This window comes from Bradyrhizobium sp. 157 (assembly GCF_023073815.1).
GTDB lineage: Bacteria > Pseudomonadota > Alphaproteobacteria > Rhizobiales > Xanthobacteraceae > Bradyrhizobium.
This window is the reverse complement of sequence record NZ_JADPKF010000013.1, coordinates 19,023-40,073: the sequence shown is the minus strand read 5'-3', so window position 1 is coordinate 40,073 and position 21,051 is coordinate 19,023. Positions and strand designations below refer to the sequence as shown.

22 protein-coding genes are annotated in these 21,051 nt (G+C 63.5%); 9 read left to right on the top strand and 13 right to left on the bottom strand.

What is annotated here, in order from left to right; all coding sequences use genetic code 11:
- Positions 1-75 precede the first annotated feature (75 nt).
- The 5 genes from smc to IVA95_RS02095 all read right to left on the bottom strand — a co-directional run bounded on the left by smc (position 76) and on the right by IVA95_RS02095 (position 5,629).
- Positions 76-3,540: a chromosome segregation protein SMC gene (smc, locus tag IVA95_RS02115; RefSeq protein ID WP_247508991.1), complete on the bottom strand. Its 3,465-nt coding sequence runs from the start codon at positions 3,538-3,540 to the stop codon at positions 76-78.
- Between the two features lie 227 nt (positions 3,541-3,767).
- Positions 3,768-4,424: a DsbA family protein gene (locus tag IVA95_RS02110; protein ID WP_213252211.1), complete on the bottom strand. Its 657-nt coding sequence runs from the start codon at positions 4,422-4,424 to the stop codon at positions 3,768-3,770.
- A 117-nt stretch (positions 4,425-4,541) separates the two neighbouring features.
- Complete coding sequence (locus IVA95_RS02105) at positions 4,542-5,021, bottom strand: DciA family protein (RefSeq protein ID WP_247508990.1); 480 nt, start codon at positions 5,019-5,021, stop codon at positions 4,542-4,544.
- Positions 5,022-5,052: 31 nt separating this feature from the next.
- The gene (locus tag IVA95_RS02100; RefSeq protein WP_065751481.1) at positions 5,053-5,373 is read right to left on the bottom strand and encodes a HigA family addiction module antitoxin; all 321 of its coding nucleotides are present in this window, start codon (positions 5,371-5,373) and stop codon (positions 5,053-5,055) included.
- The gene (locus tag IVA95_RS02095; RefSeq protein ID WP_247508989.1) at positions 5,345-5,629 is read right to left on the bottom strand and encodes a type II toxin-antitoxin system RelE/ParE family toxin; all 285 of its coding nucleotides are present in this window, start codon (positions 5,627-5,629) and stop codon (positions 5,345-5,347) included. Before IVA95_RS02095 ends, IVA95_RS02100 begins: the two co-directional genes overlap by 29 nt.
- Before the next feature lie 72 nt (positions 5,630-5,701).
- Between IVA95_RS02095 and mutY the strand changes: the two genes are divergently transcribed.
- Complete coding sequence (gene mutY, locus IVA95_RS02090; protein WP_247508988.1) at positions 5,702-6,796, top strand: A/G-specific adenine glycosylase; 1,095 nt, start codon at positions 5,702-5,704, stop codon at positions 6,794-6,796.
- 75 nt (positions 6,797-6,871) lie between these two features.
- On the top strand, positions 6,872-7,324 hold the full coding sequence (locus IVA95_RS02085) for a PaaI family thioesterase (RefSeq protein ID WP_247508987.1): 453 nt from the start codon (positions 6,872-6,874) through the stop codon (positions 7,322-7,324).
- Here IVA95_RS02085 and IVA95_RS02080 read toward each other — a convergent pair.
- Positions 7,293-8,579, bottom strand: a complete 1,287-nt coding sequence (locus IVA95_RS02080; RefSeq protein WP_247508986.1) for a flavin-dependent oxidoreductase — start codon at positions 8,577-8,579, stop codon at positions 7,293-7,295. The two genes, IVA95_RS02085 and IVA95_RS02080, sit on opposite strands and share 32 nt — an antisense overlap.
- An 89-nt stretch (positions 8,580-8,668) precedes the next feature.
- The gene (locus IVA95_RS02075) at positions 8,669-9,043 is read right to left on the bottom strand and encodes a nuclear transport factor 2 family protein (protein ID WP_247508985.1); all 375 of its coding nucleotides are present in this window, start codon (positions 9,041-9,043) and stop codon (positions 8,669-8,671) included.
- Positions 9,044-9,173: 130 nt separating this feature from the next.
- On the opposite strand from IVA95_RS02075, the gene IVA95_RS02070 reads away from it, so the two are divergent.
- The 3 genes from IVA95_RS02070 to IVA95_RS02060 all read left to right on the top strand — a co-directional run bounded on the left by IVA95_RS02070 (position 9,174) and on the right by IVA95_RS02060 (position 11,178).
- Complete coding sequence (locus tag IVA95_RS02070; protein ID WP_247508984.1) at positions 9,174-10,019, top strand: helix-turn-helix transcriptional regulator; 846 nt, start codon at positions 9,174-9,176, stop codon at positions 10,017-10,019.
- Complete coding sequence (locus IVA95_RS02065) at positions 10,000-10,476, top strand: nuclear transport factor 2 family protein (RefSeq protein ID WP_247508983.1); 477 nt, start codon at positions 10,000-10,002, stop codon at positions 10,474-10,476. The genes IVA95_RS02070 and IVA95_RS02065 overlap by 20 nt, the downstream gene beginning before the upstream one ends.
- An 84-nt stretch (positions 10,477-10,560) precedes the next feature.
- Positions 10,561-11,178 (top strand): glutathione S-transferase, encoded by a 618-nt coding sequence (locus IVA95_RS02060; RefSeq protein ID WP_247508982.1) that lies wholly within the window; start codon positions 10,561-10,563, stop codon positions 11,176-11,178.
- Between the two features lie 129 nt (positions 11,179-11,307).
- On the opposite strand, the gene IVA95_RS02055 is transcribed toward IVA95_RS02060, so the two are convergent.
- A complete protein-coding gene (locus tag IVA95_RS02055) occupies positions 11,308-12,231 on the bottom strand; it encodes a LysR family transcriptional regulator (RefSeq protein WP_247508981.1) in 924 nt (307 codons plus the stop codon).
- An 89-nt stretch (positions 12,232-12,320) separates the two neighbouring features.
- Here IVA95_RS02055 and IVA95_RS02050 point away from each other — a divergent pair, with 89 nt between their 5' ends.
- The gene (locus IVA95_RS02050; RefSeq protein ID WP_247508980.1) at positions 12,321-12,752 is read left to right on the top strand and encodes a nuclear transport factor 2 family protein; all 432 of its coding nucleotides are present in this window, start codon (positions 12,321-12,323) and stop codon (positions 12,750-12,752) included.
- A gap of 186 nt (positions 12,753-12,938) precedes the next feature.
- Here IVA95_RS02050 and IVA95_RS02045 read toward each other — a convergent pair whose 3' ends face one another.
- A complete protein-coding gene (locus tag IVA95_RS02045) occupies positions 12,939-13,631 on the bottom strand; it encodes a glutathione S-transferase N-terminal domain-containing protein (RefSeq protein ID WP_247508979.1) in 693 nt (230 codons plus the stop codon).
- 235 nt (positions 13,632-13,866) lie between these two features.
- Here IVA95_RS02045 and IVA95_RS02040 point away from each other — a divergent pair, with 235 nt between their 5' ends.
- Positions 13,867-15,516, top strand: a complete 1,650-nt coding sequence (locus IVA95_RS02040; protein WP_247508978.1) for an EF-hand domain-containing protein — start codon at positions 13,867-13,869, stop codon at positions 15,514-15,516.
- Positions 15,517-15,561: 45 nt separating this feature from the next.
- Here the strand turns inward: IVA95_RS02040 and IVA95_RS02035 are convergent, their stop codons facing one another.
- The gene (locus IVA95_RS02035; protein WP_247508977.1) at positions 15,562-15,858 is read right to left on the bottom strand and encodes a hypothetical protein; all 297 of its coding nucleotides are present in this window, start codon (positions 15,856-15,858) and stop codon (positions 15,562-15,564) included.
- Positions 15,859-16,134: 276 nt separating this feature from the next.
- Positions 16,135-17,265, bottom strand: a complete 1,131-nt coding sequence (locus tag IVA95_RS02030) for a site-specific DNA-methyltransferase (protein ID WP_247508976.1) — start codon at positions 17,263-17,265, stop codon at positions 16,135-16,137.
- A 277-nt stretch (positions 17,266-17,542) separates the two neighbouring features.
- Here IVA95_RS02030 and IVA95_RS02025 point away from each other — a divergent pair, with 277 nt between their 5' ends.
- Both IVA95_RS02025 and moaB read left to right on the top strand, forming a co-directional pair.
- Positions 17,543-18,475, top strand: a complete 933-nt coding sequence (locus IVA95_RS02025; RefSeq protein WP_247508975.1) for a neutral zinc metallopeptidase — start codon at positions 17,543-17,545, stop codon at positions 18,473-18,475.
- Between the two features lie 182 nt (positions 18,476-18,657).
- Positions 18,658-19,221: a molybdenum cofactor biosynthesis protein B gene (gene moaB, locus IVA95_RS02020; RefSeq protein WP_247508974.1), complete on the top strand. Its 564-nt coding sequence runs from the start codon at positions 18,658-18,660 to the stop codon at positions 19,219-19,221.
- Between the two features lie 126 nt (positions 19,222-19,347).
- Here the strand turns inward: moaB and IVA95_RS02015 are convergent, their stop codons facing one another.
- Positions 19,348-20,277 (bottom strand): helix-turn-helix domain-containing GNAT family N-acetyltransferase, encoded by a 930-nt coding sequence (locus tag IVA95_RS02015; protein WP_247508973.1) that lies wholly within the window; start codon positions 20,275-20,277, stop codon positions 19,348-19,350.
- 113 nt (positions 20,278-20,390) lie between these two features.
- Positions 20,391-20,963, bottom strand: a complete 573-nt coding sequence (locus IVA95_RS02010) for a glycosyl transferase (protein WP_247508972.1) — start codon at positions 20,961-20,963, stop codon at positions 20,391-20,393.
- Between the last annotated feature and the right edge of the window lie 88 nt (positions 20,964-21,051).

The window sequence follows — 21,051 nt, the reverse complement described above, 5'->3', positions numbered from 1 at the left end:
GTTCCACAGACAGCACGGCGTACTGGATCATCCGCCTTCGCGGATGATGACGTCAACAGGGTGAGGCAGCGCCCCTCACGCCACGTTCTGATCCAAAATCTTCACGGCGTCGTCGAGGCCGACCGAGACCAGTTGCGAGACGCCGCGTTCGGCCATGGTAACGCCGAACAGCCGGTTCATCCGCGCCATCGTGATCGGGTTGTGCGTGATGATGATGAAGCGGGTTTCCGTTGACGAGGTCATCTCGTGCAGCAGGTTGCAGAACCGCTCCACATTGTGGTCGTCGAGCGGCGCGTCGACTTCGTCCAGCACGCAGATCGGCGACGGGTTGGTGAGGAACACCGCGAAGATCAGCGCCAGCGCCGTCAGCGCCTGCTCGCCGCCCGAAAGCAGCGACAGCGTCTGCGGCTTCTTGCCGGGCGGTTTGGCGATGATTTCGAGGCCGGCTTCCAGCGGATCGTCGCTCTCGATCAGATGAAGCGCCGCTTCGCCGCCGCCGAACAGTTCGACGAACAGCCGCTTGAAGTGCTCGTTGACGGTCTCGAACGAGGTCAACAGCCGCTCGCGGGCTTCCTTGTTGAGGCTCTGGATGCCCTGGCGCAGCCGCTTGATGGCTTCGACCAGATCGTCGCGTTCGGTGGTGAGCGCCGTGTGCTGGGTCTCGACCTCGCGCAATTCTTCCTCGGCGCGCAGATTGACGGCGCCAAGCCGCTCGCGGTCGCGGCGCAGTTTTTCGAGGCTTTCCTCGATCTCGTTGAGCGGCGGCAGTTCCGCGCCAGGCTCGATCTCGGCGAGCCCAGCTACGGCATGCGGCTCGACTTCGAGCATGTCGTGAATTTCGCGCTCGATGTCGGCGAGCCGGCGCTTGGTGCCTTCCATGCGCTCTTCGGCGCGGCCGCAGGCTTCGCGGGCAGAGGAGAGGGCTTCGAGCGAGGCTTTGGCTTCGCGGTCGGTTTCCGCCATCAGGCTTTCAGCGGCGGCCAGTGCGTCCGCGGCGACGCGGCGGGCGCCTTCGGCCGATTCGATTTCGTTGATCAGCGCGCGGCGCTTTTCGGCAAACAGAGCCGGCGCATTCTCAAGCTCGGCGCGCTCGGCGGTCACTTCGGTGATGCGCGCTTCGACGGTGGCGACCTGCGAGGCCGAGCTTTGCTTGCGGTTCTGCCATTCGGTGCGTTCAGCCGTGATCGCCTGCACGCGCTTGTCGGCCAGCTCTGCTTCGCGCGCCAGCGCCTGGGCTTCGGCCCGCACCTGCGCGGCAAAGCGGCGGTGTCCGTCGATCTCGGTGCGAACGGCGCTAAGTTTCGCTTCCGTCTCATCCGTCGGCGGCAGTTCGGTCAGCGCGGCAGTGGCGCTCTCATGCGCGGCCTCGGCCTCGCTGCGATCGGCGGCAAGGCGGGTATGGGCTTCGGTCAGCGCGGATTTGCGCGCGGCGTGGCGATTGATCTCGCGCTCGGTCGCGGCATGGCGTTCGCGCGCCGCATCGGCCTCGCGCTGCGCGGCCCGCCAGGCCTCGCGGGCGGCGGTTTCGGCGGCGGATGCCATCTTCAGTTCCGCCTCGGCGCCTTCCAGCGCCTGCCGCTTGGCGGCGGCGTCGGCGCGGGCCTGTTCCAGCTCATGTTCGATATCGACCAGGCGGGCGCGTTCGGCGAGACGCCGAGCGGCGCCGGTCGGCGCATGCGCGGCGGCGACAAAGCCGTCCCAGCGCCAGACGTCGCCTTCCAGCGAGACCAGCCGCTGGCCGGTCTTCAATTGCGAAACGAACTCAGCGCCGCGCTCCTTCGGCACGACGCCGATTTGCGCGAGACGGCGCGCCAGTTCGGGCGGCGCCTCGACATGCGCAGCCAACGCCTCCACGCCGTCCGGCAGGGCTGGATCGTCGAAGCTTGCACCGGCATTGGTCCAGCGCATCGGCGCGGAGGGATCGACGGGCGCGTCAAGATCGTCGCCGAGGACAGCGCCGAGCGCCTTCTCATAGCCCTTGGCGACGGTGACGCCGTCGATGATCGGCGGCCACAGATTCTTGGTCTCGACATTGACGAGTTTTGAAATCGTGCGCGCTTCGGTCTCGAGCCGCTGCACGCGCTTTTCGGCCTCGGTGAGCGGGGCGCGGGAAGCCTCGAGCTTCTGCCGCGCCGCGATGTGGCCGGTCTCGCTGGCTTGCGCTGCCGCTTCGGATACCGCCAGCGTCTCCTGCGCGGTCTCCATGGCGGCGGCGAGCGCGTCGAGGTCGCCGAGATTGCCGGTCTCCTGCGCGAGCTTTTCCTCGTCGGCCTGGACGGTGGCGATTTCCTGGTCGAGCCGGGCCAGCCGGTCGCGATGGGTGCGCACGCCGGCCTCTAACTGGTTGCGCTTGGCGGTGAGGTCGGCGAGCGCTGTGGTCAGTTCGCCGAACATGCGCTCGGCGGCAGCCAGTGTCGCTTCCGCTTCCGACACGCGCTCGTCGACGCCGGAGCGCTTTTCGACGCGTGACTTGATCTCTTCCTTCAGCTCGGCGTCCTCGGTGTCGAGGCGCTGCAGTGCGACCTCGGCGTCCGATGTCTGCTGCTGTTCGCGCGCGATGTCGGCGGCAAACTGATTCAGCCGTCGGTCGAGCTCGGCGACACGCTCCTTGGCGCGCTCTTCCTCGCGATCGAGCTGTTCGCGGGCGTTGGTGAGGCGCTGCAGTCCCGCCGCGGCGCGGGCTTCGCCTTCGCGCAACGCTGGTAGTTCGGAGGCGCGGATCGCCTGAATGCGCGCAGCTTCAGCCTGCTCGCGGGTGCGCTCGGCCATCTCGCGCACATTGATGTCGTGCGTATGCGCGGCTTCGGCGACGTCGGCATTGGCCTCTAGCCAGCGCAGGTGGAACAGCGTGGCCTCACCCTTGCGCACCTTGGCCGCAACTTCGCGGAACCGGATCGCCTGCCGCGCCTGCTTCTTCAGCCCGTCGATCTGGCCGGAGAGTTGCCCGATGACGTCCTCGACGCGGGTGAGGTTGGTTTCGGCCGCCCTCAGCCGCAACTCGGCCTCGTGGCGGCGGGCATGAAGGCCAGCGACGCCGGCGGCGTCTTCCAGCACGCGGCGGCGCTGCTCGGGCTTGGCCTGAATGATCTCGCCGATCTTGCCCTGGTGAACCAGCGCCGGCGACCGCGCGCCGGTGGCGGCGTCGGCAAACAGGATCTGCACGTCGCGGGCGCGCACGTCGCGGCCGTTGATGCGATAGACCGAGCCGGCCTCGCGCTCGATGCGGCGGGAGATTTCCAGCACCTGGCTGTCATTGACCGCGGCCGGCGCCGTGCGATCGGCATTGTCGATCGTCATGGTAACTTCGGCGTGGTTGCGCGCCGGACGGTTGCCGGAGCCGGCGAAGATCACCGCATCCATGTCGGCGGCGCGCAGCGATTTGTGCGAGGTTTCGCCCATCGCCCAGCGCAAGGCTTCCACCAGATTCGATTTGCCGCAGCCGTTCGGTCCGACCACGCCGGTGAGGCCGGGTTCGATCATGAAGTCAGTGGGTTCGACGAACGACTTGAAACCGTGGAGGCGGAGGCGCGTAAGTTTCATGAACACAAAATCTCTGTTGGCCGGGCGCGAATCTCCCTGCCGTGACAATACCATGGAAGGCAATGTCAGTGTGGATGAGCCGCCCGTTGCGGCGCTTATGAGCCGCGACAATGGCGAGGCTGAGGCCGGAGGGCAACGCCCCCGCGGGGCTTTTCCCAAGGGATTTGAGGCGCTTGTGTGGCGCCTTTTGCTGGACTTATGAGCGCGAATGAATCCGGCCGCGCGAATCAGCTTTTCAGCATCGCGTTGATGCGCTTCGAGAACTCCTCGAAGCTCTGTTCGCCCTTGATCATCTCGCCGTTGATGAAGAAGGTCGGCGTCGACTGCACCTTCAGCACCTCGGCGGCATATTTCTGGTCGGCGGCGATCTTGTCGAGCAGCGCCTGATCCTTCAGGCAATCCTCGACCTGGGTCTGTGTGAGGCCGGCCTGCCTGCCGATCCGGCTCAGAGTCTCCGTGGTGTTCTTCATCACCCAGTCGTTCTGCTGCTTGAACAGCAAGTCGATCACGGCGAAGTATTTCGGGGCGTCGTCCTTGGCGATGCAGCGGGCCAGCATCGAGCCTGCGGCCGCCTTGATGTCGAGCGGAAATTCGCGGAACACGTAACGGATCTTGCCGCTGTCGATGAATTCAGACTTGATCTTCGGGAATACCTTTTCGGCAAAGGCCGCGCAGTGCGGGCAGGTCATCGACGCGTATTCCGTAATGGTGACCGTAGCGTTGGCCGGGCCAAGCGCCATGTCGGGCAGCGACTGCGGCTTGGCGACGTCGGCAGGGCCCTGCGCCATCGCATCCGTGATCAGCCGCAGCGGCGAGAAGCCGGCGAGGGCAGTCAGCCCGGTCAGCGACAGGGCGGCGGTGAAGGCGCGGCGCGTGATCATCAACGTCTGCTCCCGAATGGCGCGTTCACGCCCGAAAGAACTGTGAAAAAGAAGCCTTCGCTAGCTTGAAACGCCAGTTGTGGCAATGGCGGGTTGTGGCGGTCGCGCCGCGCTGCGGGCTCAATTTCGCTTGATCGAGGCGCCGAGCCGGGCCAGCGCGGCGCGCAGTTCCTCATCCTCGACCGCCGACAACGTTTCGGCGACCTTCGCCACCGATTTTGGGTCCGGCGCGCGGGGCGGCGCGGGGCGGTTTCGGCGCGACAGCGGCGCCTGCCGCAGCGCCAGCCGGCCGACCGCGCTCCACCCGAAAAAGCGGTTGACCCGTTGCAGGATCACGTCGGACGAATGCTGGATCTCCAGCGCCATCGGGCCTTCCACCCGCAGCACCAGGGTTGCCGGTTCCTGCGGCTGCCCTTCCACCGGCCGCGGCCATTGCATCTTGAGCGGCTCGGAATGGGCGGCGATCTCGGGCCCGGCGATCTCGGCCCAGCGCGTCACCAGCTCGCGCGCGGCAAAACCCTGCTTGGCATAGGCGTCCGAAAAGACGTCGCTGAGCAGGACGGAAAGCGGTTTCGCCGAGATCGGGCCGGGTTTGGACATGCGGCGACTCTATCCGAGGTAACTGCCGCGGTCACGCCGCGCGCGGACGAATCGCTTTCAGATCGCGGTCGATTTCACGCCGCCGCTGCATCAGGTCGTAGTCCATCTGTAAGCCGAGGAAAAATCCTTCCGACAAACCGAAATAGCGCGCCAGCCGCAGGTCGGTGTCGGCAGTAATATCCCTCTTGCCCAATACGATCTCGTTGATTCGACGCGGCGCGACGTGAACTGCGCGCGCCAGTCCGTTCTGACTGAGCCCCATCGGCTTGAGGAACTCTTCCAGTAGGATCTCGCCAGGATGCGGGTTTTGAAGCAACCCGCTCCTAGTCGTGGTAGTCGACGATTTCGACATGCGTCGGTCCTCCTTCATGCGAGACAAAGCATATCCGCCACTGGTCATTGATCCGGATCGAATGCTGGCCGTGCCGGTTTGTCTTCAAAGCTTCAAGCCTATTGCCAGGGGGAACACGCAGATCGGTGAGTACCCGAGCCTGGTTCAAAAGACGAAGCTTCCTCAGCGCGACATTCTGAATATCGGCCGGAAGTCTTCGGCTCCGCCGGCCGGACCAGATCAACTCTGCTTCCGGATCGGCGAAGCTTTGAGTCATGTCCGACTATAACGCGCTGCGTTATAGCTTGTAAACTCTGGTCATGGCCCGAATCCGATCTTAAGGTGGGATGTGCCCGCACTCGCCGCCCGCAAGCAACAGACCGCCACAGAACACAGCGCCTCTCGCCCCGCGCTGCTGCTCGACTGGTACGACCGTCATCGCCGTCGCTTGCCATGGCGGGCGGCAGCGGGCGAGCGGGCCGATCCATACCGGGTCTGGCTGTCGGAGATCATGCTGCAGCAGACCGGTGTCAAAACGGTCGGGCCGTATTTCGAGAAATTTCTGGCGCGCTGGCCCGATGTCGCTGCGCTCGGCAGCGCCTCGCTGGATGACGTGCTGCGGATGTGGGCGGGGCTCGGCTATTACTCGCGGGCGCGCAATCTGCATGCCTGTGCGGTCGCCGTACTGCGCGACCATGGCGGGGTGTTTCCAGATACAGAGGAAGGCCTGCGCCGATTGCCGGGGATCGGGCCTTACACGGCAAAGGCGATCGCGGCGATCGCTTTCGATATCAGAACCATGCCGGTCGACGGCAATATCGAGCGGGTGGTGTCGCGGCTTTACGCGGTCGAGGAGCCATTACAGCAGGCCAAGCCGCGCATTCAGGAACTGGCGTCGACGCTGCTGGGTCCCTCGCGTGCCGGCGACAGCGCGCAAGCCTTGATGGACCTCGGCGCCTCGATCTGCACGCCGAAGAAGCCGGCCTGCGCGCTGTGCCCCTTGAATGATGATTGCGCCGCTCGCCTGCACGGCGATCAGGAGACGTTTCCGCGCAAGGCGCTGAAGAAGGCGGGAACGCTGCGCCGCGGGGCCGCTTTCATCGTCACGCGCGGCGATGAACTCCTCGTTCGCACTCGGGCGGAAAAGGGTCTGCTCGGCGGCATGACCGAAGTACCTGTTTCGGACTGGCTCGCCGGGCAGGACGATGGGGCGGCGCTCAACCAGGCGCCCGAACTCAAGAGCGTGACGCGCTGGCACCGCAAGGCTGGCGTGGTCACCCACGTGTTCACGCATTTTCCACTCGAGCTTGTGATCTATACCGCTGATGTAGCGGCGCGCGTGCGGGCGCCGGCGGGCATGCGCTGGGTGCCGATTGCAACGCTCGCCGACGAGGCGCTGCCCAATGTGATGCGCAAGGCCATCGCGCACGGGCTGGACATTTGAAGATGCGAGGCTTCTCGCTGCTGACATCATGCTGGCAGTAGGGCTGCGTTAGGAAGGAGCCTCACGGAGGTTCCAATGATCGCGACTGCTCTCGATAATCTTAACCTACCGCCGTCTTCCAAACTGCTCGGCTGGCGCCTGCTCGACGCGCGTCCGAACGACGGCTGGATCCGCATCGGTTTCGACGGCAAGCGGGATTTCTGCAACCCGGCGGGCTTCGTGCAGGGCGGCATTCTCTCTGCGATGCTCGACGACACCATGGGGCCGGCGGTTTTCGCCATGACGGAGGGCAGGCTCTACACGGCGACGATCACCATGACGGTGAATTTTCTGGCGCCGGCCAGGCCGGGGTCGATCACGGGCGAGGCCAAAGTCACGCAGCTCGGCAAGACCGTCGCCTTCGTCGAGGGACGGCTGATGGCCGAAGATGGCACCGTGCTGGCGACGGCCTCGACCAGCGCGCGGCTCGTCGAGACGGCGAAGGCGATTGCCCCGGCTAGATCGCAGCCCGCGGCGTTTCCCGCATAATCTGGACGATCGGCGGTTTGGCGTTGAGCCCCTCGACCTGGAAGCCGGCAACGCGCTTGTAGTTGGCGGCGATGTCTTCCAGTTCCTGAAGCGAGAGCACGTCGGTCACGACGTTGTAGCCGTTCGGCGCGCGTTCCTCGACCATCTGCATCACCTGCTCGGGGCCGTTGCGGCGGTTGAGCATCACGAGGTCGGTCGTTGCCGGGTGCCGTTCCGCTTCATAAGCCACGAGCGCAGCATTGGTCGGGCCGTGCGCAAGGATTTCGCGGGTGATGACGCGCGCGTCCAGAATTGCCTGCGACGCACCATTGGAGCCGATCGGGTACATCGGGTGCGCGGCGTCGCCCATCAGCGTGACCCGGCCGAACGTCCATTGCGGGATCGGATCGCGATCGACCAGCGGATATTCGTAGGCGTGCGGGCAGTTCTCGATCAGGCCGGGTACGTCGAGCCAGTCGAACTTCCAGTCCTTGAACCAGGGCAGGAATTCTTCGAGTTTTGCGGTGCGGTTATAGTCCTCGCGCCGCCATTGATAGGTCGGCGGCATGTGCCGCTCGGCCACCCAATTGATCCGGAACTTGCCGGCGCTGTCGGCCTGCTTCGAAATCGGATAGCAGACGAATTTCAGGATCTCGTGGCCGGCCATAATCATGGTGCGGCCCGACAGGAAGGCGTCGCTGTCGGTGATGCCGCGCCACAGGATGCGTCCATTCCAGATCGGCGGGCCTTCGTTGGGATAGAGTTTTTCGCGGACCGCCGAATGGATGCCGTCCGCCGCTATCAACAGCACGCCGTCGTGGTGGCCTTTTGACTTTCCGATTGCCTTGTCGATGAACTCGGCGCGGACGCCATTCTCCGTTTCGGTCCAGCCGGAGAGATGATGGCTGGTCAGGATATTCTCTCTTCCCAGCCGTTCGATTGCGGCGTCGAGCAAAATCTGCTGCAGCGTACCGCGATGGATGGAAAATTGCGGCCATTTGTAACCGGCCTCGATGCCGCGCGGCTCACTCCAGATTGGCTTGCCGTGCTTGGAGAAGTACGCAAGCTCTTTGGTGCGCACGGCTGCCGCATCGAGCGCATTATGCAGACCGAGTTCGATCAATTCGCGCACCGCATGCGGCAGCACGTTGATGCCGACGCCGAGCGGCCGCAGTTCGGGCACGCTCTCGAAAATTCTGGCCGGAACGCCGATCTGGTGCAGGCTGAGCGCCAGCGTCAGCCCGCCGATGCCGCCGCCCGCGATGAGAACAGTCATGGTACGCCCCTGTTGCTTCCCGGGCGTCATGGCATGAGGGAAAGCAGGGGGCAACTGCGAAGGCTCGGCTCCTGCGCAGCCCCGGTGGTTTAGTGGAGAGGAGGGGCCGGGCCGAAGAACCCGACGATCTTGACCAGCCGGCCGTCGGGACCGATCTCGCCGAAGTCGATTGAAATATCGCCATAGGTTCCGTCCGCGCGCACCAGCCGCCAGAGGAAGCGAACCATGTTGTGATGGATATCGATGCCGCTCATGAACTCCAGCCGTGCGCCGGGCCGGCTGGCCAGCACCTCACCGATCTTCGTCGCCAACGCGTCACGTCCGGCCAGGGAGACGTTCGGATCGAGATAGACGCCACCGTCGCTCCAGCATTGCTCGAGCAAGGCGTGTCTGGCCGTATCGTCCGGCTCGTTCCACGCCGCCATATACTGCGTCAGGACTTTCTCGATTGCGTTGTTGTCCATCGATGCTTCCCTCGAACTTCGGTCTCCAAGGGGCTCAGTCTGCAAGCAATTGCCGGGCTGGTCACTTACATCGGAGGTAATTGCCGTTCTGAGGCGATGGTCTAGATTGTCCGGCATGGGCGCTCCAGGCATGAACTCGCACGAAATCCCGGCTGGACATTTCAGCCGCCTGTTGAAGCACTGGCGAAGCGTTCGCCGGCTGACTCAGATCGAACTGGCGGCCGACGCCAACGTGTCCGCCCGGCATCTGTGCTTTCTGGAGACCGGCCGCTCGCAGCCGAGCCGCGAGATGGTGCAGTTGCTCGGCAGCGCGCTCGACCTGCCGCTCGAGGAGCGGAATGCCCTGCACGTCGCGGCGGGCTTTGTGCCGCCCTATGGCGACAAGGGGCTGGCGGCCGAAAATCTGCAGCCGGTGCGGCAGGCGCTGGATTTCATTCTGCGACAGCAGGAGCCCTATCCGGGGATCGTGATCGACGGGCACTGGGACGTTCGCATCCGCAATCAGGCCTCAGCGCGCCTGCTCAAGCCGTTTCGCGATTCGTACGAGATGGAAAACTCCTTTGCGGATAATGCCATGCACGTCATTTTTCATCCCAAGGGCTTGCGGCAGTTCATGCTGAACTGGGACGAGTTCGCGCGGCAGTTGATCCAGATCCTGCATCGCGACGTCGCGCAAGGCAGCCGGCCCGCGGCGCAACTGCTTGATGAAATCATGGCCTATCCCGGGCTGTCCGCCGAATGGCGGCTGCCGCGTCATCCGCAGGCGGCTTCACCGGTCATGACGATGCAACTCGCCAAGGGCGACTATCGCCTGGCTTTCTTTTCGACCTTCACGACGCTGGCCATGCCGACGGACGCGGCGCTGCAGCAGATCAAGATCGAATGCTTCTTTCCGGCTGACAATGCGACGGCCGAGAAGGCGCGCCAGATGGCCCTTCAAGTTCCAGGAGATAGAGATGCAACATGCCTTGCGTGATCATCAATCGGCCGCGACGATGGACCAACTGCGCGCGTTGAACGCCCGCTTCATCCATAATTTCGTCACCTGCGACGTGCCTTCGCACGACGCCATTCTGCATCCCTGCTTCATCAATATCTGGCCGACAGGCCAGCGATGGGATCGTGCGACCTATCTCAAATACTGGGCGACGGCCTTTGACCCCAAGGTCATCGTCTATTGGGACGTCCGGGATGAACTCATCACGGTGATCGGAGACGTGGCGCTTGTGCGTTCCACCAACAAGCACACCCGCCGCCGCGATGGCAATGAAGTGACAGGGATGACCACCTATACCGACACATATCTGTTCGAGAACGGCGCGTGGAAATGCATTCAGGCCCAGCTCACGGCGGTGGCGCCCGAGCATTATCCCGCTGACGATACGATCGTCAGCGTTTATATCGAGGGTAAGCTGCAGCCGCGGGTGAGCTAAGCGCCAAAAGGGGGTCTCCACCTACTGGGGTGGACGGCGCAAGGGCATGCCGTTAACGTTCCGGCTTTCTCCGTGAGGACCGCCATGTTCAAGCTCTACTACGCTCCCGGCACTTGCGCACTCGCATCGCATATCGCGCTCCAAGAGGTCGGCGCGCCCTACAGCGCCGAACGGTTGAACTTCAAGAACAACCAGCAGAACAGTCCGGATTACCTCAAGATCAACCCCAAAGGCCGCGTGCCCGCCCTGGTGACGGACAGTGGGGTGCTGACCGAGACGCCGGCGATCCTTGCGTTCATTGCGCAGAGCTTTCCGCACGCGAAGCTCGTGCCGCAGGATCCCTTTGAATTCGCGCAGGTGCAGTCGATCAACAGCTATCTCTGTTCCACTGTGCATGTCGCACACGCCCACAAGATGCGCGGGGCGCGCTGGGCGACCGAGGAGACGTCGTTCGCCGACATGAAGCGCAAGGTACCGGAGACGATGACGGCATGCTTTGCCCTGATCGAGCGCGCCATGCTGAGGGGACCTTGGGTAATGGGCGAGCAATACACGATCTGCGATCCCTATCTCTACACCATCGCGGGCTGGCTGGAGGGCGACGGCGTTGATCTGTCCAAGCTGCCAAAGGTCGTCGCGCATCGCAAGCGGATGGAAGAGCGACCGGCGGTAGCGACGGTGCTGGCTGAGGAGAAGGCTTAAGCTTGCAGATGAGTAGGGTGGGCAAAGCGACTTGTCCGCCGTAGCTCGAAGAGCGAAGACGGAAGCGTGCCCACCATACTTGTTGTTTGTTTGAGGCGGTGGGCACGGCGCAAGAGCGCCTTTGCCCACCTACGCAGTCTTGCTTGTGGCGCGCTGCATCTCGCGCCCGATGCCGAGCATGATATTGCGCAGCCAGATCGAACCGGGGTCCATCTGGGCCCGGGTTGGGTAGAACATGAACTGCTCGTCGATCCCGGGATCGAGCGGTGGCGCGACGGTTGCCAGCGACAATTGCCTGGACAGCGCGCCGATCAGGCGGCGCGGCACGAAGGCGACGAGATCGGAGCGCGCGGCGACATGAAGCGCCTCGAGATAGCCGGGCACGACCAGCGCGATCCGCCGTTCGATGCCCTTAGGGCGCAACCACATGTCGATCAGGTCCTCGCTTTGGCCGCGGATCACCACCGCGACATGGCGCGCGTCGAGAAAGGCCTCGATCCGCTTCAGCCGCGCGCCGGCGGGATGACCGCGCCGAACCGCTAGCGCATCGCTGTCGGTATAGAGCCGTTGCCGGTGGAAACCGGTGAAGGCGTTTCCGATCGAGATCACAAGATCGATGGTGCGGGCGAACTCCGCGGTGAAGATCGCAGGACCCCGCCATGGCACCACGTCGATCCGGACGTTCGGCGCGACTTTCGTTATTTTTTCCATCAGCGGCGGCATCAGAAGCTCGACGGCGAGATCGGGCATCATCAGGCGAAACTGGCGCTCGCTCCTCGCGGCATCGAACTCATCGGCGACGAACAGCGAGCGCACCTGGTCGAGCGCCTGCGCGAGAGGCGCGCGTAAGGCTTGCGCGCGCGGCGTCAGCTCCATGCGGGCGCCGGTTCGAACCAGCAGCGGATCGCCGATCAGGTCGCGCAGCCGCTGCAGCGCGTGGCTCGCCGCCGGCTGCGACAGCCCGATCCGCATCGCGGCGCGGCTGACGCTGGTTTCGCGCAAGAGCGCGTCGAGGGCCACCAGCAGATTGAGGTCAAGCGAATTCAAATTCATAGAATGAATATATATCATAGTCTCTATTGATTGGAAGAATGCTGCGCGGCGCGTGATGATCCCGACATCGGATCAAAGGAGAAGCCGCGATGAGCGCAGCAGCGAACAAGAAACTAGTGCAGCAGGTCTATACGGATTCCGCCAACCGGAGCGGGACGACATTTCTCGATAACCTTGCCGAGGACGCGACCTGGATCGTCACCGGGCAATATTCGTGGTCACACGAGTTCAAGGGGCGTGAGGCGATCAATAGCGGACTGATGGGCCATTTCCGCTCGTTCTTCGCGGTGCGCCCGCGCACGGTGGCCTTCAACTTCATCGCGGAAGGTGATTACGTCGTGGTCGAAGCGCGCGGCGACAACGTCACCAAGGACGGGGTTCGATACGACAATCAATACTGCATGGTCTGGCGCATCGAGGACGGCAAGATCAAGGAGATCAAGGAATACTGCGACTCCGCGCTGGTCGAGCGTGTGCTCGGGCCGTTCCCCGCCGAACGGAAGCTTGCTGCCGCGGTTTAAGTCTTAGAGGCGCTGGGGAGCTGGGCTTGTAGGGTGGGCAGAGCCACCGGGTCGCGCGAATGCGCGCCCGATGACAGGCTCTGCGTGCCCACCATCCTTCAAGCCTCAGACATGCTTCGAAAAGAAAAGGTGGGCACGGCGCAAGTGCGCCTTTGCCCACCCTACAGGTTTTCTGCGCCAGCCCGATCAGGCGGCTTTCACCGACATATGCTTGAACATGTTGCTGCGCGCCTCGTCGTCCATCTCTGCCTTGAACTTGAAATTATCCTTCAGCGCGATCGCCTTGGCGGCGGCCGGCCGAGCCGAGATTTCGTCGACCAGCCGCTTGACATCGGGATATTTCGCGGCTGCCTCCTCGCCCATCACGAACGCGGCCATCCGCGCCCAGCCCCACAGCGCCATGTCGACGATGGTGTAGGTGTCGCCCACCATATACTTGCGGCCGGCGAGGTGATCGTTGAGGACGGCGTAGTGGCGCTGCGCCTCGAACTGATAGCGGTTATGGGCGTAATCGTGGTTCTGGTCCTTCGGGGCGAAATGCTTGAAGTGAACGGCCTGACCTGAATACGGCCCGACGCCGGTCGCCACGAACATCAGCCAGGACAGCGTCTGCGCACGATTTTGCGGCGTGTTGGCCGGCAGAAACTTGCCGGTCTTTTCCGCGAGGTAGAGCAGGATGGCGTTGCTGTCGAACACTGTGACGCCATCATCGTCGATGGCCGGCACCTTGGCGTTCGGATTGATGGCGAGATATTCCGGCTTGAACTGGTCGCCCTTGCGGGTGTCGACGGCGACCGGCTCATAGGCGATGCCGGCTTCCTCGAGGAAGAGAGCAACCTTGGTCGGGTTGGGCGATCCGTTGAAATAGAATTTGAGCATAAACTCTCTCCAGCTCCTGTTGTGGTTTGAAACGGGCGCAACGCGGCTCCCGTCGCGGCCGGAATCTATCTGCGGCGGTTTCATGAGCAGCGCAACCGAAGACTTCGTGAATGTCATTCGGACGAAAAGCAGGACCGCCTCAAAGAAGTATTTACTGTGCCGCGTTTCAACAGAGGGTAGTGGCTTGTGCCCGGTACAGCCTGCGCCTATTGGCTGGATGCAACGGAGGTCGCGCATGTCACGAACCAGAAACGTCCGGTCCATCCTTGCCCTGGCCAGCTCCATCGCATGTGTGGCGGCGAGCCCCGCCTGGTCGCGGCAGCCCCAGGCCGCGCCGGCGGCACAGCAGCTTCTCTTGCAGCGCATCCCTGTCGGCACCGTGCTGGATCGATATCTTGAATCGCTCCGCAACGATTTCTTCGTGGTCGATGCCGATACCGACGGCCAAATCACCCAACGCGACATCGACCTCCACACGGTGATGGAAGGCATTCAGGTCCGGACGAACGCGGTCAACACGGTGATGCGTTACGACTTGGATGGCGACGGTTTCGTCACCGAGGGCGAAATCCGCCGCGGCATGAGCTATGATCTTCGCGTCCAGATCGGCCTTGCCGCCTTCAACAAGCTCAACAAGGCGCAGCTTCCTGGCGCCGGCCCCGACGCCGCCGCGAAGCAGATCGACCACATGGTGCGAACAATCGTGGCGCTCGATGCCGACAATGATGGCAAGGTCAGCATGGCCGAAGCCGCTAAATTCGGGGCGCCCGGCAATCGGGTGCGTGGAGCAAGCGGGCAGGCGGAACGGGCACGCCAGTTGCTGACGATCGATGGCGCGTCGAGGGGGACATTGACCCTGGCCGAATACCAGACGGCGGGCGAGGCGCTGTTCCGCCAGATCGATACCGACAAGGACGGCGTCGTCTCGCAACAGGAGCTTGCGGATTATAGCACGCGCGCGGAGCGCGTTGGGTGTGAAATGCCCGCGGCATCCGAGAAGGCCAAGGTCGTCCTGCTGAGCAGTTACGAGACCGAAGCACTTTCCAGCGTTACGCTCGGCTCGCAGGACAACGTGGTCCATGCAGGCCGTGTCGTGGTCGAGCCCGGCAGCGAGCCGCTTTATCTCGTGATTGCAAGCTACTCCCCAACTATCTGGCAATTCTCCGGCGCGGTCGAACGGGTCGAGCGTCTGGTCACGACCAGCTCGCGCACCGGACCGAACAGCGGCGAGGCCAATCAACGTTCGCTGGTTGGCGCGACCGGCATCACGCAGGAGAAGGTCAGCTTCTTTAGCAAGTCGACCTGTCTGACTTATTTCTACGAGACGCCGAGTAGCGCTTCGTTGCAAACGGTAGCGGCGATCCGCGCTGGCACCGGGAAAGCACCGCAGACGGTTGCGGCAAAATACTCCATCGCCGGCTTCAATGTGCCGTCAGGCGCGATCGAATCGGTGCGCGAGCAGAAAAAAGGCCCGCTGATCATCGAGAAGACGCAGGGTACGCTCAAGGTCATCGGCGATGCGAGCAACGTGATCGTCCAGGCGGGGCCAAGCCGCGCCAAGGACGAGATGTACCGCTTCTCGCCGGGCGGCGTAATCGAGATCGACGCCAAGACGGTGGTCGGCAGTGTGCCGGCCATACGCTACGAGGTGCTGCCGCAGCAGGCCGGGCTCGTTCAGCTGCTCGCCTCCGGAGCCTTGAAGCAGAACAGCCTCGGCGAATACATCGTGCGCGAGAAGATGCGCTTTCCTGCCGGACTATACGGTGCCCATTCGGTCATCTTCCTGGTCATGAATGGAGTGCCTTATCCCGATGGTGACCCTGGCCATTCCTGTGTGATCGTTGAAGAAACCGGTGACAAGAAGGGTACCGGCTGCCGCCGTTAGCCGCCGCTTAACGACCGCCTGTAAGTTCGTGAAAAGGCCGAACCCCTACCACAGAGCCAGGCCACCAACGCCCGCAACCGCCAGGGCGGCGCCGGAAGCAATCATCGTCGACGCAAAGCGGATTTCCGAACGCAGCGCCGTTCGTTGTCCCGCGCGTTCCGATCCTCGCGCATAACCATGAACGATGATCTGCTCGCTGAAGGTGCCGCTGGCGTCCAGAATGTCGGTCAGACCTGCGCAGGCAATCAGGATGCCGAGGATGATCAGCCCAGCCGGACCCAGCAAGCTCAGCAGCAGCATGGGAAACAGGCCGATCAGGAAGATCGGCAGCAGCGGCAGCACAATGAAGGACTCGGAGCCTCGCGTGCGCATGGGAGTAATCTCTTATCAGAAAATGAATGTAGTTTCTATGCTTCAAGATAAGGGCGAAAGGGCGCACCGCTACCTGCACGCTCGGCACGGCTGCCATGCCAGCCGATCACGCCGCCTGCGCAGGACGTGGGCAAGCCGCATTTGGCGGCACCAGGCCCTGGCAAACCGTACGCACGTTGCGGTGCGTTGGCGCGGCTGAGCCATAGGCCGCGCACCCGGATGTCTCCTGATGAGGTGAACTAAGTCTTAACCCGCCATTTCGGAGCGGATTTCGGCGCGCAACTCGTCGATCAGCTTGAGGCCGTTCTTGGTTTCGACGTGCCAGAACGTCCAGCCGTTGCAGGCGCCGGAGCCCTGCGCCACCGCGCCGATGCGGTGGATCGAGCCGACCTTGTCGCCGAGCATGATGGCGCCGTCGGCGCGGACAAGTGCGCCGTGGCGTTTCTTGGAGTCGACCAGCCTAGTGCCGGGCGGAATCATGCCGCGCTCGATCAGTTCGGAGAATGCCACGCGCGGGGCGTCGCGCGCCGTCATGAACGGCGCCAGCGTCGCTTCGGGCAGCGGTTCGACTGCGGCGATGCGTTCTTCGGCCACCTTCGCATAGATTTTATCGCGCTCGAAGCCGATGTAGCGGCGGCCGAGACGTTTTGCCACGGCGCCTGTCGTGCCGGTGCCGTTGAAGGGGTCGATCACGAGATCGCCCGGCTTTGACGACGACAGCAGCACGCGCGCCAGCAGCCCTTCCGGCTTCTGGGTCGGGTGCACCTTCTTGCCGTCGGCGCCTTTCAGGCGTTCGTCGCCGGTGCAAAGCGGAATCAGCCAGTCCGAACGCGCCTGCACGTCCTCATTGGCGGCCTTCAGCGCTTCGTAATTGAACGTATAGCCCTTGGCCTTCTCGTCACGCGCCGCCCAGATCATGGTCTCGTGGGCATTGGTGAAGCGGCGGCCGCGAAAATTCGGCATCGGGTTGGTCTTGCGCCAGACGATGTCGTTGAGAACCCAGAAGCCGAGGTCCTGCATGATCGCGCCGACGCGAAAAATATTGTGGTAGGAGCCGATCACCCAGAGGGTTGCCGATGGTTTCATGACGCGGCGGCAGGCGAGCAGCCAGGCGCGGGTGAAATCATCGTAAGCGGCGAATGACGAAAACTTGTCCCAGTCGTCGTTGACAGCATCGACATGGGATTCGTCGGGACGCTTGAGATCGCCCTTGAGCTGCAGGTTGTACGGGGGATCTGCGAACACCAGATCGACCGAACCTGCCGGAAGCTTTGACATCTCGGCGACGCAATCGCCGATGACGATGCGAACGCTTGAATCAGACTCAAATTTAGTGCGGGGCGCCCTTGCAGACGCCCCGCGACGCGACACAACCATGACTCAATTACTCTGACTCAGGCGACGCTGTCGGCGACGCGGGACTAAACAACCGACTGGCGATACATTGACCCGGCAAAGTAAAAATCGACTTAACCAGGAAAGTTATCGACGTAGAATGCGAAGAGAGATCATCGGCGAGATGCCATCAGAGATTGCGGCGGCTTGCGCACTAGGCAATTTTTGCCGGGCGGGTTATTGATTAATGAAATGGAAATTCTACGTGATTGCCGCGTTGGGTATACCGGCCAACAGCCGGGGATGAGGAAATAGCGCCATGCGTTACGATGATTTCCGCCGCAGCGACGAGATCGAGGACCGTCGCGACGGCGGCGGCGGAATGGGTGGCGGCGGCGGTTTTGGCCTGCCGATGGGTGGCGGCGGGCTCGGCATCGGCACCATCATCGTGCTCGGCCTTGTCGGCTATGCCTTCGGCATCGATCCGCGCATTCTGATCGGCGGCGCCGAAATCCTTACAGGTGGCGGGCAGGCGCCGACCTATCAAACCGATCGCAGGTCGGGACCGGCCAAGACCGGGGCGCCGAAGGACGAAGTCGGCAGCATGATTGCCGGCATTCTCGGCGAGATCGACGACCGCTGGAGCGAGATCTTCCAGGCCAGCGGCCAGAATTACACCGGGCCGCGCATCGTGCTGTTTCGCAACGCTACCAATGGCGGCCGCTGCGGCATGGCGCAGTCGGCGATGGGACCGTTCTACTGCCCGCCGGACAAGCAGATCTTCCTCGACACCAGTTTCTTCCGCGAAGTCGAAACCCGCTTCCGCGGCTGTTCGGGCAGCGCCTGCAAATTCACGGCCGCCTATATCATCGCGCATGAGGCGGGACATCACATCCAGAACCTGCTCGGCATCCTGCCGCGCGTGCAGCGGCTGCAGCAGCAGGCCGGCAGTAAGGCGGAAGCCAATGCACTACAGGTGAAGGTCGAGCTGCAGGCGGATTGTCTTTCCGGCGTCTGGGTCAACCGGGAGGAGAAGAAGCGTCCAGGCTTCATCGAACCCGGCGATATCGACGCGGCGTTGAGGACGGCAACCGCGATCGGCGACGACACGCTACAGCGGCAATCAACGGGCAGGGTGGTGCCCGACAGCTTCACCCACGGATCGGCTGCGCAGCGCAAGCAATGGTTCATGACAGGCTATCAGCAGGGCACGGTGCAGGCCTGCAACACGTTTGCGGCGGGGGCGTTGTGACCGGGTGGTGCCCCTGATGCTGCGCAGCATAAGCGCGTTCACGCGCGTCTTAGACGCGCTATGGTGATGCGCTGCTGATCCGGGGGCCATGTTGCGCGACGCTTCTTTGAGTATAGGTCCCGGATCTGCGGAGCAGCGTGTAGGACGCTGCACCGCGTCCGGGACACGAGGGATCCAGTGAAATGTCCTCCATCGACGAAACAAAACAATTCGTGCCGCTCAACATCGCCGTGCTGACGGTCTCGGACACCCGCTCGCTGGCCGACGACAAATCCGGCGCGACGCTGGCGGACCGGCTGACAGCGGCGGGCCATCATCTCGCCGCGCGCGAGATCATCGTCGACGACGTCGATGCGATCCGCGTCATCATCAAGCGCTGGATCGCCGATCCTGATGTCGATGCGATCATCACCACTGGCGGCACCGGTTTCACCGGCCGTGACGTGACGCCGGAGGCGATCGAGCCGCTATTCGAGAAGCGGATGGATGGTTTTTCCATCGCCTTCCATATGCTGAGCCATGCCAAGATCGGCACGTCGACAGTGCAGAGCCGCGCCACTGCCGGCGTCGCGGGGGCGACCTTCATCTTCTGCCTGCCGGGATCGCCTGGCGCTTGCCGCGATGCATGGGACGGCATCCTCGCCGCCCAGCTCGATTACCGCACGCGCCCGTGCAATTTCGTCGAGATCATGCCGCGGCTGGACGAGCACCTGCGGCGGCCTAAAGCCAAAGGCGCTTCAGCCTGACCAGCAACGCCCATAGCGCACGCCACATATTGTGCCAGGCTTCGACGCGTAATTGATGTGCGCGCTTGACATGGAAGGTGATCAGTTCTGGCGTCACGCGCCGCGGCGGATCGCGACGCGCGGGCTTCACAGTTCGAGTTCCCAGGTTTCGCCGACCAGGTCCTGGCCGAAGCTGCGGTGCGGCTCGGTGGCGACCAGCTTGAAGCCGGCTTCCTGATAGATTTTGCGGGCGGCGATGAGGATGCTCTGGGTCCACAGCGTGATCTTGCGGTAACCGCAGGCTTTCGCGAACGCGATGCATTCGGCGACCAGCCGATGGCCGAGCCCTTGGCCGCGCCCGGCCGGTCCGACCAGCAGCAGCCGCAGCTTGGCGACATCGTCGGTGTGCCGCACCAGAAAGATCGAGCCGACCTGCTTTCCCTCGATCTCGGCGATCCAGCAGCGTTCCCGCGACGCGTCGAATGAGTTGAGGAATTTTGCCGCGATCTCAGCGACCAGACCCTCGAACGAGGAATCGAATCCGTATACGCGCGCGTAAAACTCGCCGTGGCTCTGCACCACCCACCCCATGTCGCCGGGACGCGGCTCGCGCAGCACCGCGGGCGAAGGCGGGCCGCCGGATTCACCGAGCAGCCGTTCGATCACGGCCATCGCCTCGATCAAGCGCGCTTTGCCGTCGTGCGGCAACGTGGCCAGCATCGCTGCAACTTCGTCATGCATACTGAGCTCGAGTTTTGCGAATGTCTGACGGCCCTTAGCCGTCAAAGTGAGCCGATATTGCCGGCGATCCGACGGCAGCGGTTCGCGGGTGATCAATCCGGCTTCATCGAAATTCTGCACGATCCGGCTGAGATAGCCGGCATCGAGGCCCAATTCGGTTCCAATCTCCTTCGCCGAGAGATCTTCGCGGTGGGCGAGTTCGTACAGCACCCGTGCCTCGCTCAGCGAGAAGGGGCTCTTCAGGAGGTGCTGGTCCAGCACGCCGAGCTTGCGGGTGTAGAAGCGGTTGAAGGCGCGAACCGCCGCGACTTCTTGCTCGAAATCCAGTTGAGACATGGCGGCACCTCGATACTTGCCATTGTCAAATAGATAATTGACTTTGGCAAGTATATTCTCGTGCGTGGTCCTTCGCGGGGCCGGTGTCGATCTCGAATGTGAAAGAGGGCGCCCTAGGCGACGACTATGATCCGGCTGCGCAACTGGGTGCGCGAAGAGCGGCCGAGCTGGCGCAGCAGCCGCGCCTCGGAGCGGCGGGCATCGGGCCGGTAGCCGCCCAGCCGGTCGTAATGATCGCGCGCGATCAGGAGCCCCTGTTCCGCCGATGGCCCAGCGATCATCCGGGCGACGAATTTGAAACCGTCGCGCAGTCGCGTGTCAGCATAAGGCGAGCGGGCATAGCGAAACACTCCCGCGCGCGGCCGGCCGCTGCTCGATACGTTTTGGATGAACTGCGTGGTTTCGTCGATCCAGCCGGAATCGAGCACAGCGCCGGGGTGCAGGAACATCAGCCAGGGCGAGCGGGCCTGCCGGGCGCCAGCGGCCATCGCTGCGGCGCGCGATCCCTCGGCCGCCAGGAAGCGGCAACCGGCGACATCGGCGACGCGTTCGATCACGGACGAGGCGGCACGATCGACCAGCAGCACTTCGCGGATGATGCCGGCCGCGGCGCCCGGCACTAGCGCGGCAAGGGTGGCGACGGCCGTCTGTTCGATCCCTTCGGTCGGGATGATAACGCTTAACATGGATGAGACTTCGCTGGCTCAAACGGTGAAAACGCCGCTTGTTACCACCTTGTCACATTCAAATCAGCCATCCCGCTGCAGTTTTTTG